The organism is Ktedonobacter sp. SOSP1-52 (genome assembly GCF_016587395.1).
Genome location: NZ_BNJH01000003.1, coordinates 12,465 through 26,800, shown reverse-complemented (window position 1 = coordinate 26,800; position 14,336 = coordinate 12,465). Strand labels below are relative to the sequence as shown.

The 14,336-nt window shown below is 55.2% G+C and carries 11 protein-coding genes; 6 read left to right on the top strand and 5 right to left on the bottom strand.

Annotation, left to right across the window (positions count from 1 at the left end):
* Positions 1-283: 283 nt before the first annotated feature.
* Positions 284-1,006 (top strand): universal stress protein, encoded by a 723-nt coding sequence (locus JMJ16_RS25805; RefSeq protein ID WP_201386238.1) that lies wholly within the window; start codon positions 284-286, stop codon positions 1,004-1,006.
* On the opposite strand, the gene JMJ16_RS25800 is transcribed toward JMJ16_RS25805, so the two are convergent.
* A complete protein-coding gene (locus tag JMJ16_RS25800) occupies positions 1,003-3,162 on the bottom strand; it encodes a thioredoxin domain-containing protein (RefSeq protein ID WP_201386236.1) in 2,160 nt (719 codons plus the stop codon). The genes JMJ16_RS25805 and JMJ16_RS25800 overlap by 4 nt on opposite strands.
* A gap of 295 nt (positions 3,163-3,457) precedes the next feature.
* Between JMJ16_RS25800 and JMJ16_RS25795 the strand changes: the two genes are divergently transcribed.
* Together JMJ16_RS25795 and JMJ16_RS56425 are read left to right on the top strand one after the other, a co-directional pair.
* Positions 3,458-4,123, top strand: a complete 666-nt coding sequence (locus JMJ16_RS25795) for a DNA-3-methyladenine glycosylase (RefSeq protein ID WP_201386235.1) — start codon at positions 3,458-3,460, stop codon at positions 4,121-4,123.
* Between the two features lie 29 nt (positions 4,124-4,152).
* Positions 4,153-5,553, top strand: coding sequence for a DnaJ domain-containing protein (locus JMJ16_RS56425; RefSeq protein WP_201386233.1), 1,401 nt, complete (start codon positions 4,153-4,155; stop codon positions 5,551-5,553).
* Positions 5,554-6,288: 735 nt separating this feature from the next.
* Here the strand turns inward: JMJ16_RS56425 and JMJ16_RS25785 are convergent.
* Both JMJ16_RS25785 and JMJ16_RS25780 read right to left on the bottom strand, forming a co-directional pair.
* On the bottom strand, positions 6,289-7,848 hold the full coding sequence (locus JMJ16_RS25785; RefSeq protein ID WP_201389155.1) for a WD40 repeat domain-containing protein: 1,560 nt from the start codon (positions 7,846-7,848) through the stop codon (positions 6,289-6,291).
* Complete coding sequence (locus JMJ16_RS25780; RefSeq protein WP_201386226.1) at positions 7,845-8,390, bottom strand: RNA polymerase sigma factor; 546 nt, start codon at positions 8,388-8,390, stop codon at positions 7,845-7,847. The genes JMJ16_RS25785 and JMJ16_RS25780 overlap by 4 nt, the downstream gene beginning before the upstream one ends.
* 266 nt (positions 8,391-8,656) lie before the next feature.
* Between JMJ16_RS25780 and JMJ16_RS25775 the strand changes: the two genes are divergently transcribed.
* From JMJ16_RS25775 to JMJ16_RS25765, 3 genes are all read left to right on the top strand, one after another.
* Positions 8,657-9,973: an RNA-guided endonuclease TnpB family protein gene (locus tag JMJ16_RS25775; protein ID WP_201386225.1), complete on the top strand. Its 1,317-nt coding sequence runs from the start codon at positions 8,657-8,659 to the stop codon at positions 9,971-9,973.
* A gap of 121 nt (positions 9,974-10,094) precedes the next feature.
* Complete coding sequence (locus JMJ16_RS25770) at positions 10,095-10,835, top strand: glycosyltransferase family 2 protein (protein ID WP_201386223.1); 741 nt, start codon at positions 10,095-10,097, stop codon at positions 10,833-10,835.
* Positions 10,836-11,300: 465 nt separating this feature from the next.
* Positions 11,301-12,242: a hypothetical protein gene (locus JMJ16_RS25765; RefSeq protein ID WP_201386221.1), complete on the top strand. Its 942-nt coding sequence runs from the start codon at positions 11,301-11,303 to the stop codon at positions 12,240-12,242.
* 72 nt (positions 12,243-12,314) lie between these two features.
* On the opposite strand, the gene groL is transcribed toward JMJ16_RS25765, so the two are convergent.
* Positions 12,315-13,940, bottom strand: coding sequence for a chaperonin GroEL (groL, locus tag JMJ16_RS25760; RefSeq protein WP_201380620.1), 1,626 nt, complete (start codon positions 13,938-13,940; stop codon positions 12,315-12,317).
* An 89-nt stretch (positions 13,941-14,029) separates the two neighbouring features.
* Entirely contained in the window at positions 14,030-14,320 is a 291-nt protein-coding gene (gene groES, locus JMJ16_RS25755) for a co-chaperone GroES (protein ID WP_201370871.1), read from the bottom strand.
* Between the last annotated feature and the right edge of the window lie 16 nt (positions 14,321-14,336).

Sequence of the window (14,336 nt, the reverse complement as noted above, 5' to 3'; positions counted from 1 at the left end):
TTATAACCATTTTTACGGCGGGGCAGTTACAAAAAGAATATCCTTAGATTAGAGAATTACTATGCAAAAGTCAAGAAGCTTCGACTTGTCTCCCGCTCTCTATTACATTGGCGTCCTGGTAAGAGCATCTAATCTCTTTCTTTATTTTTCTTGTCACAACACTGGAAAACAGGTATACTGTACTTATAAGAGTACTCATAAAGCGTGCTTCTTACAATGGTTTAGCTAACCAAAAGAGAGTCAGATACTTCACATCCTTTAGTGGAGGCTTGTGCGAAACAAAATGAATTCATGTATTGTACTTGCCATTGATACTGATCTCTCTCCTACAACTCTGCACGCGCTCACTTCGATCAGTGCGTTCTTAGAGCAGTCGGCTCCTACTGTCCGCCTTCTCCTTCTCCATGTGATCCCGCTTACCCAGGTCGTTCCAGCACAACCGGGTATGTATGTGGGGCAGGTCTTTCCAGGGACGGCGACTACTGCTCAACGCGAACATGCCCAGGCCGCCCTCTATAAAGCACGTCTTTTACTGGCCCAACAGGGCATCAGCATGGAACGTACGGAGGGAGTGGTCCGTGAAGGACTGCCGGCCGATGAAATTACGCGAGCGGCCCGCGAGCTACACGCCAGTTTTATCGTCGTTGGGCGCCATGAAGATGCGCTCAAGCATAAAATCCGCCGCTTCCTGCTAGGGAGCACTTCACAGCGCATCTTACAACTGGCCTCCTGTCCCGTGTATATCGCGGTTCTGCCTCCACCTGCCAAAGCCAGCGACCTATCCTCCTGGTATATGGAGGCCATCAAAGGCTACCTGGACGAACATCCCTCTTCCCTGAGCGTCTTCACCCCCGAGCAGGCCGCCCGGCGCTTTGCGCCCCCAGGAAAAAGTAAAATCGGGCGCCAGGAGGTCAAAGCGGCCTCCCGCGCCCTGGAAGATCTCGCCACCGGTGGGCTTCTTTGTCGCCATGAGATCAAAGGCGAGCTACGCTATGTGAATGATTAGAGAAGTTGTTCGAGAGCCTCAGGCGTGGTGACGGGTGCCTGGCAGGCGAAATTCTGGCAGACATAGGCCGTGGCCTTCCCCTCTTGCATCGTGCGTTCGGCTAATAATGGAACGGCGCGTATGGCCTCTTCGTCATCGGGGCGTGCACAGGCCAGAACGCTATTAGGCAGGTAGCGCGTGTTCACTACGTTCAGTAGCGCCTGCGTATCCGCCGCCTCAGGACGCCCCAATAGGGCGATTTCGCGGGCCCTAGTGAGCGAGAAATCGAGCGCCCCCAGGGCTTGGCCAAAGAACTGCGGGTGCTGTACCATGACGTCCGCAAGCGACTGGAGATAGGCTTCAGCGCGCTCACGATAGGCGTCCTCGCCACTGAGCGCCGCCAGGCGCAGGAGGACATCGGCGGCGACGCTATTCCCGGAGGGCGTGGCATTATCCATAATGTCCTTGGGGCGCGTCACCAGCTCTTCGTGATCGCTCCCCGTGTCAAAGAAGCCTCCATTCTGCTCATCGGCAAAGAGCGCAAGCGCCTGGTCCATCAACGTCCGCGCCTCGACAAACCAGCGCGGATCAAAGCTGGCCTGGTAGAGCGCGAGCAGGCCATCAGCCAGGAAGGCGTAGTCTTCGAGATAGCCTTTCAAGCGTGCACGCCCATCTTTATAGGTGCGTAGCAAGCGCCCATCCTGGCGTAGCGAGCGCAGCAGAAAATTGGCATTATTGATCGCAATCTGCAAGTAGTCGCCGCGTCCCAGGTGGCGTGCCGCCTCAGCAAAGCTACGCAGCATCAACCCGTTCCACGAGGTCAGAATCTTCTCATCGCGACCCGGTTTCACCCGTAGCTCACGTGCCTTGAAGAGCTGCTCACGCCCAGATTTCACGATCTGCTCCACCTCGGCCACGCTCAGTGTCAGCTCTTTGGCTAATTGTTCCACCTCGACGTTGATATGGAGAATATTTTTGCCCTCAAAATTACCACGGGCGCTGATGTCGTAGTAGCGCATGAAGATCGCGGCATCTGGGGCGTCCAATAGCGCCTCAACTTCAGCGGGCTGCCAGAGGAAGAACTTCCCTTCCACGCCTTCGCTGTCGGCGTCCTGAGTGGAATAGAAGCCGCCTTCTGGCGAGACCATCTCGCGCGCGACATAGTTCAACGTCTCTTCAACAATACGGCGATAGAAAGACTTGCCCGTGACCAGGTAGGCCGCCAGGTAGGCGCGGCTCAGGAGGGCATTATCATAGAGCATCTTCTCAAAATGAGGTACCAGCCACTCCGCGTCGACCGAGTAGCGATGGAAACCACCCCCCAGTTGATCGTACATGCCGCCCTTTGCCATATGCTCCAGCGAGCTCTCGACCATTCCCAACTCAGTCAGATTTCCAGGCAGCTGGCCTGGGCTCAGTTCCTGCTTGCTGCGATGCAGGTACACACGCAAGAGAAACTCCAAGGCCATCGAATGGGGGAACTTGGGGGCGCCGCCAAAACCACCATGCTGGGCATCAAAATCATTGGCCAGGGCCTGGCTGGCCACCGCTAGCAGGTCGAGCTGAGGTAAGCCCTGCGTGGCATTCTCCCGGCGGCGTAGGGGCATGCCCTCACGCTGGCGTAAGAATTGCGCCAGTTCATCGGCCTGCTCCTCAATCTTCTCGCGCTCCTGGGCATAGAGCTGCGCCAGGCTAAGCAGAACCCGGCGAAAGCCAGGCATCACATGCTGCCCATAATGACGGTCATCTGGCGGGAAGTAGGTACCACCATAGAATGGGCGCCCATCGGGAGTCAGGAAGACGGTCATCGGCCAGCCGCCCTGCTGTGTCATAGCCTGGACCGCCTGCATATAGATGTTATCGATATCTGGACGCTCTTCTCGGTCGACCTTGATTGAGACAAAATGCTGGTTCATCAGCGCCGCAATCGCGGAATTCTCAAAAGACTCGCGCTCCATGACGTGGCACCAGTGGCAGGCTGAATACCCCACACTTAAGAGAATTGGCTTGTCCTCCTGGCGCGCCTTCTGCAAGGCCTCTTCCCCCCAGGGATACCAATCCACAGGATTGTGCGCGTGCTGCAAGAGATACGGACTGGTCTCATGGGCCAGGCGATTCGTATGCTGTGACTCTCTATGTTGCTGCTCGCCCTGCGGCGAACGCGGTGTTTCGCTCATCTGCTCTTTCCTCTCTTCTGCTGCTAAACGAGGTTCATCCTATTTTTTACGGCTGTGCCTTCTTTGTGCCTCTCCTCATCCCGTTCATTGTACGACATTCGTCCTTATCTCAGCTCGCGAACTCGCCTTCGGGTAATGGGTGTCTGGCAGCGGGCTGGCGAAGCCAGCCCGCTGCCAGACACCCATTACCCCTGAGCTCCACAGGCGCGAAGAGGGGGGATGTGGTCAGAACTGATTTTCTGTCGTACAATGAACAGGTAGGAATGTCAAGGTTCATGAGATGTAACAGGCTGCTATGATCACACAAAAACCATTTAGCGATCTCGTTCTTGAGGCAACAGCATATCTTACCCACGTCGATCCTGTCTTGGCTCAAACTATTCAATGGGTTGGCCCCTGCACGCTCCAGCCTGATCCCAACGTTTTTGAGGCCCTGATCGATGCGATTATCTCCCAGCAGATCTCCGTTGCAGTCGCCAATACCTTCATGGCGCGCCTGCGTGCGCTGGTACCTGGCGGACGTATCGAACGCGAAACCTTGATCACCCTCACCTATGAGGATCTGCGCCACGTGGGACTCTCACATACCAAGATACGCTACATCCACAACTTGCTTGAGCATATCACCAATGGGAGCCTTGACCTCGACACCCTGGTGGCACTGGACGATGAAGAGATTATCCGCCAGTTGTGCGCGGTCAAAGGGATTGGCAGGTGGACAGCCGAGATGGTGCTCATTTTTACCCTAGGAAGGCCTGACGTACTGCCAACTGACGACCTGGGCTTTGTCGAGGCGGTACGCCGCGTCTACGCGTTACCTGAACGCCCAAAACCACGTGATATGAGCGCGCGCAGTGAACTCTGGCGTCCCTACCGGACCTTCGCGACCTGGTATCTCTGGGCCTGGAAAGAGCGCCAGAACGGCAAATATCGACCGCGCACCCGTATCGTTTCGATTTGATAGATTGGTAGATAGTATAGAGATAGCGCATGGATACACCTGAGAACTATTACGCCACGCTCGGCGTACCACTCAACGCCGACAATGAAACCATCAAACGTGCATACCGTCAGCTTGCTCGCCGCTATCATCCCGACCTGGCCGGGCCAGAGGCGGCGCTTCAGATGAAGCGCATTAACCGCGCCTATGCCGTCCTGAGTGATGAGGAGCAACGTCACAGCTATGATATCGTCATTGGGGGCGTCATTGATTTGCGTAATGGCGCGGCACATCCACGCTCGCGCCCCCGACGCTTTGAACATCCTATCGAACCCGAGTTTGATGGACTTAATATCTTTAGCACCAGGGGACCATTTCATGCTGAACTCTCGATTCGCAGCTCTATGGGCGTGGTCTCAACTGTAAAGGGGAGACAAACCACGCACGGCTTACTCATCGCGGGTGGCTCCTTCGATGGCAAAGGAAGTATCTGGCAGGTCGTGCAGCAGGCGCTTCAGCCTCAGGTTATCCAGTTTGAGGCTGATCCAGCATTGACAATCGAGTCGCTACGCGAACTCAGGTTTTCGGAGGCCGGATCACTGTTAGCGGGGTGGGGACGCCTCTCCCTGCATGTTTGGGATACCTTAAGTGGGCAACGCATCTGGAGTTCTTCCTTGCAACAGCGCGCCGTCTCAGCGCCCTACTCTGTAGACACAACCCTACGGGTCGAACCGGATGGGAAACGCCTGGTGCATACAGCCCTTCCCCTCCTTCCCAGCGATATCAAGGCCCCCCGCTCCTGGGGCGTTCGCGGTAGCGACATCGAGAGCCATCTTATGGGCGATGAGACCCCGCGTCCGCCAGTGGTCTGCCTGGAGGAGAACATCGAGCATCGCAGTTTCTGGGCCATCCGCCTGCGTGCGCTCTCCTATGATGCACACCACCTGCTCACTCTCTCCTGCGCCCAGGTTACAGGCAATCCCCAACAAGTCGTAATAGCACGCCGCTGGGACCTTACTACACAGACACGCTTCAAAGGTATGCGGCCCCAGATTCTCAGCTCGCTGGAACTTGGGCAGTGCGAAGAATGCACACCGCCCTATGCCGCCAGCCTGGATGCTCGTCTCGTTGCCTTTACCTATCAAGGAAAGCAATTACGAATCTGTGATACTGTGAGTGGGACCTATAGCGAGCTAGGGACAGGGGCCATGGGCAGTAGCGCCCGCGTGGCCTTCTCTCCCGATTGCCAGTTTGTCGCCGTCGCGCGCGAGGACAGCGAGATCAATGAGGGTGTCGTTGATATCTGGTCCATCGCGACAGGACAACTCATACAAAAGTTGTATCATCCCTGGCAAATCAGCGCCCTCGACTATACCGAACGCTACTTGCTAGTGGCATTAACTGATGGTACTCTTCATGTATGGAGCGGTGCGGATACTCCTGCGTTTTAACCAGGGAGGAAACACCACCTTTCCAAGTATGAAAGCGTTCTTGCAATCTATTGCGAACAAAAATAGGATAATGTGCCGCAGGGGCTTTTTGCACATGGGTGTAGTAGCATAATATGCCCTATCTTATCAATTATGTGATTAAGATAGGGCATATTTACTTCGTGTGGTGGTAGTAAGCGCGAAGAGTGGTCAGATTTTGGGGCGACGAGTGGGTCTGGCACACAAATGGTGATGGATGAGCTTGATTAAAAACGACTCATCCTTTAGTCCTTGAACCCGGGATCCTGTAGAAGTGATATATTTTATGTATGAATGCATGCATATGCTTTAAAAAACGAAGCAGTGTAAAGTACTTCAGAAAGAAATCACTCCTGTTACGGTCAAGCGCGTTGAGATCAACAGGTGTCTCATGGGCATATGTCCAGTCCTCAAAACGCCTCATTTCTTTGACATCGACAGACGAGCCTGCTGGTAAATGCCCTGAAACATGCACACTTGCCCCGAATCATGAACAGAGGCAGGAATATGTTTGGGCAAGCCGCTCCCGAGGCGGCTTCTTCCTCGACACTTTGTAAATTCGTCTTCCCCAATGCCTGGTTAGCACGAACTGGGGGATATAACAAGGCTTCATGCCCAATCGGGGAATACAAGGCGATAGCACGATTTGAGCACATCAGGATTTTGCCTGCAACAAACCTTGCCACGCCTTGTATGTAGTCAAATGCCACGCGGTGGTTACGCGGCCCAGACGACGATCTGGTTGCTGCTAGCCGAAGACTCGCTAGTGGCTATAGAGCGGCCATCGGGTGACCAGGAGGCTGAGAAGATCATCTGGTTCTGGCTGGTATAGAGCCCAACCTGCACTTCGGTGTCCGCGTCGAGGATGGTCACTTTGCTGGTCTTTGTCCGAGAGAATGGATGAGCGAAAGGCGAGGTGTACGCCGCCAGTTCCTTCCCATCAGGCGACCAGGCGAAGGCCGAAAGACCTTTATAGGTCTTGAGTAGCTTTTGTGCGTTTACATCCCAGAGCTCCACCGAGGTAAACGTACTTCGCGCCAGGTTATAGGTACCAGGCTGCCACGCAATGGTCATGGCTTGGGCATTGCCCAACACAAAAACAACTTGTTGCGTAGCAACGCTCCAAACCACAATTTTTGAGTCATTCGAGTAGGACACGGCCAGGTACTTCCCATCGCTGGAAAAGGCCAGCGCGAGCCCGATGGGCGCCGCCTGCGCGCTGAAAGTGGTTTTTACCGCGCCGGTCAGCGGATCTAGCAACACTACTTTCCCCGAGGTGATATTGGATACATCGACCGCCAGAGACGCGCCATCCGGGCTCCAGGCCACGGAATAAAAGCCAAACCCGCCACCAAGCCGGGCGGCACTAGAAAGTAGGGACTGACGCGCGCCAGAGACATTGAAGGCCGTCGGCGCCTGGTACTTGATGGTTTTGACAACCGCACCAGTCTGGCTGTCGACAATCACAATGGTCTGCAGATTGTCCAGCGCCAGGTACTTGCCCGTCGGTGACCACAGCACCTCACCGAGATCCGCCACGTCTAGAGGAATCGTCTTGAGATTCTTTCCGCTTGCGACGTCCCAAATATACAGCAGCGTCTTGGCGGTTTTCGGATCTATAGCCGGCGCGGCCATGCGCGTGCCATCTGGCGACCACGCGGCTGAGCCGAAATTGGTTCCCGCCGGGGATTTTCGCGTAGAGAGTATTGTGCCGGCGGACACTGGCGTAGGCGTGGGCGCGCTGGTCACGGTCGCCTTTGCTCCGCCAATACCCTGGCTGCCCTGCTGGCCGTGATTGAGGGTCAGCACCACAGCCAGCGTGCTCACCAGCAGTCCTGCCACCAGGACAGCAGCCAGCAGGCCGAGGCCGCGGGACAACCTTCTGCCCGTGGACTGCTCCGCTGAACGGGGAGATTGCATCTTACGAGTCCTTTCTTGAGAAAAACGTTGCATAGGAGCGGAATCCATCGAGCTCCGCGCCTGATTGACATCATATTTAGCGAACTGGTGAGCCGCGATCCGCCGCCTGGCGCGCGCGAGGAAGGCCCGGTTTTGCTCGTAATCAGCCTGGTAAAAGGCTTGGAGCTCCTTGACCAGACGCGCCGATGCGTCCTGCCCATCCTCGTTCGCCGGGAAATCCCTGACGCGGCGCGTTTCCGCTTGAGCAGGCGCTCCGCCCGGTTCCAGGTGCGCTGGTTCGCCTGGCTGGCGCGAGGAAAACTGCTCAACCTGCTCATCCACGCTCTCGGGTGTGAAAAAATCGCGATTTTGTGTCATAAATGCGCCTCTTCCTGCTCCTTTTCGTAGAGCGTGCGCAAGAAATTGAGCGCGCGAGCCATGAGCGAACGCACGCTCCCCTCGCGTTTACCCATCAACGTCGCAATCTCCGAACTGCGCAGGCCATGGGCGAAACGTAGCTGGATAGCCCTCCGCTGGCCAGGAGAAAGCCGATCCAGGTAGGTCTGTAAAAGCGCGGACGCCTCTCGCTGCAGCATAATCAGCTCGGGAGAACGTTCCTTATCGTCGATATAGTCAGCCACCAGGCTCAGATCCAGCCCGCGCCTGACCTGTGAGCGGCGATAAGCGTCCACCGCCTTGTTCCGTGTTACCCGCCAGAGCCAGGACACCTGCTCTTTTTCGCTCATCCGGACAAACCTCTCCGTCTCAAGCGCGGCCACGAAGACTTCCACTAGCACATCCTCCGCGGCCTCGTGCGAGCCGGTCTGTTGACTCAAATAAGCAAAAAGCGCCGGACCATGTTGCTCATAGAGACGGCCCACCGGTGAGCCATCCGCAGCGACTTTATGTGAGAGTTCCATGCTTTTCCTCTCAGTGTTTTTGAGATCTCACCTTTCCATCGCACGAAGATAGAAAAACGTTGCATCCCTCCCCATCCGTCTTTTTCTTCTGCCAAAAAGACGGAGGCATAAACAGCGACAAATACGCTTCAATGAGGGAATTGGTGAGAGGGAGACAACGCGCGCAAGGGATCGTCGTCGCTACATTCCGTACCTAGGACATGCAAACATAAGCGCCCACGCAACCCAGGCAGGACTAGCAGGCAATCTCAAGGCAGACGCGATCTATGGCCCCTGTTGTCGTGTCAATATCTCTGCTATCACTGGCGTATCGCTATGCCCTTAATGCGGTGAGTCGCTATGCCTTCGAGCAGGGCAAACCCAGCAGCGTGAGCAGGCTGCACAAGGGCATATATGCTGAGTTACGTGCTCGGTATCGTCTCCCTTCCCAACTCGCCTGTAGTGTTGAGCGGCAGGTTGCCACCACCTACAAGGGCCTGTGGACCAAACTCAAGAAAAATGCCGAGCATCGCCGCGCAAAGCTCACCAAAAAGCGCTTTAAAGGCTTAGATCAGCCACCACACTACACATCTCCGACGGTGCAATACACCTATGAGCGCGACTACACCTTTCAGCGAAACCAGCAGGTCAGCATCGGCACGCTCAATGGACGGATCAGCGTTACCTACCAGGGGTATGGCAAACACATCACGCTCATTCGGCAGGGAGCTACCGTCGGGGATGCGAAATTGTGGTATGATGCCTCCAAGAAACGGTTGTACTTGCTTGTCGCCCTCTCCATTGACGTCCCTGAGCCAAGAGCCGAACACCTTCAAGAGGTAGTCGGTGCGGATGTGGGCATTCGTTACCTGGCCGTGACTTGCACCTCTACAGGCAAAGCGAGCTTTTATCCAGGCAAACGAGTTCGACACCAAGCCAAACATTACGCACGCTTACGCAAACGCTTGCAGCAAAAAGGCACTCGTGGCGCGAAACGTCGCCTCAGACGTATCGAGAAACGAGAGAGATGGTTGAAATTGCAAGCCAATCACACCTTCGCCAAACAGATCGTTGAGCAGCATCCACACACCCTTCTTGGGCTAGAACAATTGACGGATATCCGAGAGCGAACCAGGCGCAGAAAGCGCAAGCGCAAGAAGAACGGCAAGGGCTACGAGCCAGTTTCTCCCAAGGCGCGCAAAGCCAATCGCGTCTACTCTCAGTGGTCCTTTGCCCAGTTGCATGCGCTCATCAGCTACAAGGCTGCGCTTGTCGGGTCGCTCGCCATCAAAGTGGATGCCGATTACACCTCAAAGGCGTGTCCGATGTGTGGGCATACATCCGAGAAGAACCGCCCACACAAAGGGTTGCTGTTTGTGTGCCAGCAGTGTCATTACTGCCTGCACGCCGATCTGGTTAGCGCGAGGAATATCACCATGAGAACGCTCCTGGTCCGGCACGACTGGATCAGGACGGGATGCTTGTCAATCATCCCTGATGCCTCGGGCCGTGAAGCCAAAGCAGCGCGCCTACGAAGGTACGCTGAGGTGCGGTGGAGTCCAGAGGTAACAACAACCCTCCGGTCTGAGACCGGAGGTCATTGACGTATGGAATCAATAGCCCTTTTAGTCATAGCGTTGCTATCCTTTGCGTCATCCGTTTTTATAAGAAGGTCATTCTAAATATATTTACCTGTCATTAAGAGGAGAAGCGAGGCATTATCTTATGCGTCTTTCGGTGATTGTACCAGTTTATAACGAAGAGAAAACTGTACTGACCATACTCACCAAACTGTCTGAAGTAGATCTCAACGTGGAGGTTGTGGTGGTAGACGACGCGTCAACCGACCGCACCTGGGAGATCCTTCAAGAGATGCGCCAACAAGCCCCATTCAATACCTACCATTATGTGCGCCATGAGCATAATCAGGGGAAAGGCGTCGGTCTACGCACGGGCTTTGCCCTGGTTACCGGTGATATGGTCACCATCCAGGACGCAGACATGGAATATGATCCTCAGGATCTGCCAGCACTCGTCCGTAAATGGGAAGAGGGAAAGGCCCAGGGCTTAAACCACATCGCGGTCTACGGTTATCGCAACCTCGCGGAACAGAAGTTTACCACACGCTGGGGAAATCGCTTCCTGACCACAATGACCAACATCCTTTTTGGCAGTCGCATTCACGATATGGAGACCTGCTACAAAATGCTTCCATGCGAGGTTGCCAAAGCACTGCCGATGGAAGGTCGCCGCTTCGAAATCGAGCCCGAAATTACCTCCTGCCTCCTCCAAGCTGGCTACACCATCCTTGAGGTACCAATCAGTTACTACCCGCGCCAGGACAAAAAACTTGCCCCCTGGAAAGATGGTTGGCCAGCTCTGGCCATGCTGCTGCGCCGCCGCTTTGGCAAGCCCTTCCAGGTTCCCGTTGTGGCTGCGCGTGAAGAGACAGTAGCCGCAAAATAAAAATGAAGACTAAAAAGAAGAGACCTGTGGTGCATGTTCACAGGTCTCTTTGCTCTTATCCAGGCAGCAAACTCACATATATAGTTTCTCCGATGTCCTCACAAAAGGTTGACAAACGCGACGCTCTCGGCCAATAATCCAACACAGATACTATTTTCGGGGCAAAAACTGCCCAAAGGAGCAGACACTATGATTCGTGCAGGCATCTTAGTGGTCAAAGAAACAGGACAAAAAAACCACCATTCAGGGTGAAGAGCATCGTTATGTACGCTGCGTACTGGCAGATGAGACCAATCCAGAGCGCCGCTTTGAATGCCGCGTGCTCGATGTCGATGATGTGGGCGTCAATATAGGCGAGCCAATTCAACTCCAGGTCCAAAAAGTTGTTACCGACAGGCGAAGTGGCGTCGTACGCTTCGATTGCACGCTTCTTCCGCCAGGCGACTAAACCAAGGAAAAAACTCTATGAAATGTACGCATTGCGCAGCCGATCAGGCGGAGGCGAGGGGTGGAAATGGGAAGTGTAGCGTCTGCGGCGCGAATGCCGAAGTCATATCCACTTCCCCTCGATCCACACAGACCTATTCCTATCTCCCCATGGGCACCCCTGCGTGGCCTACAACTATTCCCGCCAGCCTGATACGGGTGAATGCACCCGCGACACGAATGGTACCACTCACACCAGGCAAAAAAAGGCATGTCCGTGCAGAGAGAGCGCTGCCCAGCGTTCTCCTCCTGGGACTGCTGCTGCTGCTCCCACCACTTGTGGGAGCGGGCATCACCTATGGCCTTCTACGCCTGGGAGGAGAGCATGCTCGGCCCATGCCGCTCCACACGACACGTGCGCTCGACATAGTCGCCTCAGATACACATACGACCACGCCAGTGCCTCAGCTAACAGCCGACCAAAGCACACCGCACCCTACTACAACAGCCTATATGCTAGAGAGTGATCCAGACCTCAATCTCTCCTTTCAATATCCCACAGGCTGGACGCTTAACGCGCCTGATAAAAGCGATGTCCGAACCACGGTCACGCTCTCGTCAGAAGATCAGAGCGTTCAGTTTGCCATCGTGCACTACAGTGAGAAAACCACTAGAACGCTTCGCGGTCCCGATGACTTAAATCAAGAGGTCCTGAGCGCCCTGAGCAGCAATCAGAGCGTGGCTCAGGTCCAACCTACTCAGACGCTCACGGCTCAACCGCAGATCGCCAACCAGGTCTGGCAGCAGAAAGAAGGACTGGTCACACTTACCAGCGGCAACGTTGTCCATGTGAACTCACTTACCGTGCGCTATAAGCAGACCTACTACAATATTCAGATGTACACGCCCCAGGATATCTATCAAGAAGCATTGACGAAATATCTTCAGCATATGCTCGACTCAATGCATTTCCTCTCATGAGACACAACACAAAGCAAAGCGCGGCAGCCCAGTACTGGGCTGCCGCGCTTCTGTCTGTCGCTACACGAACGACTAGTACTCGGGCATAGCGGGAGCGGCCGCTTTTTCCTTCTCAGGAATATCGGTGACCAGGGCCTCGGTGGTCAGGATCATCGCCGCGATGCTGGTCGCGTTCTGTAGGGCAGAACGCGTCACCTTAGCAGGATCGATGATACCAGCCTCCACCATATCGACGTAGGTATCGCTCAGAACGTTGTAGCCGATATGGTTGCTGTTCTGCTCCTTTTGAGCACGGCGCACACCCTCGACCACGACGGAGCCATCTTTACCGCCGTTGACGGCCAGCTGACGCAGGGGCTCTTCGAGCGCACGGCGCAGGATGGAGGCGCCGGTCGCAGCATCGCCCTCAAGGTTGAGGTTGTTCAGAGCCTCGACAGCGTTCACCAGGGCCACACCACCGCCAGGGACAATACCCTCTTCCACACCGGCGCGGGTCGCGGAGAGCGCGTCCTCCACGCGGGTCTGGCGATACTTCAGCTCGACCTCGGTGCCAGCACCAACCTTAATAACGGCAACGCCACCAGAGAGCTTGGCAAGGCGCTCCTGAAGCTTCTCGCGGTCATAGTCGCTAGTGGTCTCTGCAATCTGGGCCTTGATCTGTTGGATGCGGCCCTGAATCTCGGAGACATCACCATGGCCTTCAATGATAGTGGTGGCATCCTTACTGGAGGTCACCAGGCGGGCTGTACCCAGGTCAGAGAGATCTGCGCTATCCAGGCGACGACCCATCTCCTCGCTGATCACCTGTCCACCGGTCAGGGTGGCGATATCGCGGAGCATCTCTTTACGGCGATCACCAAAGCCAGGAGCTTTGACAGCTAGAATATTGAGGATACCACGCAATTTATTGACGACCAGGGTAGGCAGAGCCTCACCATCGACATCTTCCGCGATAATGACGATCTCGCGGCGACCCTGCTGGACAATCTTCTCGATCACGGGGAGAATATCCTGAACCGCGCTGATCTTCTTGTCGGTAATCAGGATATAGGGGTTCTCAAGGGAGGTCTCCATCTTCTCGGTGTTGGTCACAAAGTAGGGAGAGATGTAGCCTTTGTCGAACTGCATACCTTCGACATACTCGGTCTCGAAGTTGATACCGCGAGACTCCTCGACCGTGATAACGCCGTCTTTACCGACCTTGTCCATCACGTCGGCGATCAGCTCACCAATCTGCTCATCGGCAGCCGAGATCGAAGCGATCTGAGCGATCTCCTTCTTGCCCTCAACGGGAATCGCCAGCTGACGCAGGTAGGCGACAATGGCCTCGGTCCCCTTATCGATACCGTATTTGAGCTGCATAGGATTGGCACCCGCGGCCAGGTTCTTCAGACCCTCGGTAACGATAGCCTGAGCCAGAACGGTGGCAGTGGTGGTGCCATCACCCGCGATATCATTGGTCCTGGTCGCGGCCTCTTTGAGCAGCTGCGCGCCCATATTCTCCCAGGGATCTTCCAGCTCGATCTCCTTAGCAACGGTCACGCCATCATGCGTGACGGAAGGAGCACCAAATTTCTTGTCCAGGGCAACGTTACGGCCCTTAGGACCAAGGGTCGTCTTAACAGCGCTGGCCAGGGTATCAATACCGCGCTTCAAGGCACGACGCGCCTCATCATTAAATACTACCTGTTTTGCCATATGTCTAATCCTGTATCCTTTTCTATCTCGCAACTGGGTAAGATTGGGTGCTTAAAGCACCAACATTTCTCCCAATCGGGGGCTTGTCGTTAACCAACGATGGCGAGAATGTCGCTCTCTTTAAGAACGAGGTACTCTTCACCTTCCAGCTTGAACTCGGTGCCGCCATATTTGGCGAACAGGACGCGATCACCCTCTTTGATATCGATGGTCGCGCGCTCACCATTATCAAGCAAGCGACCGCTACCGACGGCGATGACAGTCCCTTCCTGGGGCTTCTCTTTGGCAGTGTCAGGAATAACGATGCCGCTTCTGGTTACTTCCTCTTTTGCCGCTGGCTTTACAACCACGCGATCACCAACAGGTCGAATCTTAGCCACTTTACAACTCCTTATA

What these genes read in the sequence shown, in the direction of transcription:
- JMJ16_RS25805 (WP_201386238.1), top strand. Translation starts at nt 284, where the DNA reads ATGAATTCATGTATTGTACTTGCCATTGATACTGATCTCTCTCCTACA.
- JMJ16_RS25800 (WP_201386236.1), bottom strand. Translation starts at nt 3,162, where the DNA reads ATGAGCGAAACACCGCGTTCGCCGCAGGGCGAGCAGCAACATAGAGAG.
- JMJ16_RS25795 (WP_201386235.1), top strand. Translation starts at nt 3,458, where the DNA reads ATGATCACACAAAAACCATTTAGCGATCTCGTTCTTGAGGCAACAGCA.
- JMJ16_RS56425 (WP_201386233.1), top strand. Translation starts at nt 4,153, where the DNA reads ATGGATACACCTGAGAACTATTACGCCACGCTCGGCGTACCACTCAAC.
- JMJ16_RS25785 (WP_201389155.1), bottom strand. Translation starts at nt 7,848, where the DNA reads ATGACACAAAATCGCGATTTTTTCACACCCGAGAGCGTGGATGAGCAG.
- JMJ16_RS25780 (WP_201386226.1), bottom strand. Translation starts at nt 8,390, where the DNA reads ATGGAACTCTCACATAAAGTCGCTGCGGATGGCTCACCGGTGGGCCGT.
- JMJ16_RS25775 (WP_201386225.1), top strand. Translation starts at nt 8,657, where the DNA reads ATGGCCCCTGTTGTCGTGTCAATATCTCTGCTATCACTGGCGTATCGC.
- JMJ16_RS25770 (WP_201386223.1), top strand. Translation starts at nt 10,095, where the DNA reads ATGCGTCTTTCGGTGATTGTACCAGTTTATAACGAAGAGAAAACTGTA.
- JMJ16_RS25765 (WP_201386221.1), top strand. Translation starts at nt 11,301, where the DNA reads ATGAAATGTACGCATTGCGCAGCCGATCAGGCGGAGGCGAGGGGTGGA.
- groL (WP_201380620.1), bottom strand. Translation starts at nt 13,940, where the DNA reads ATGGCAAAACAGGTAGTATTTAATGATGAGGCGCGTCGTGCCTTGAAG.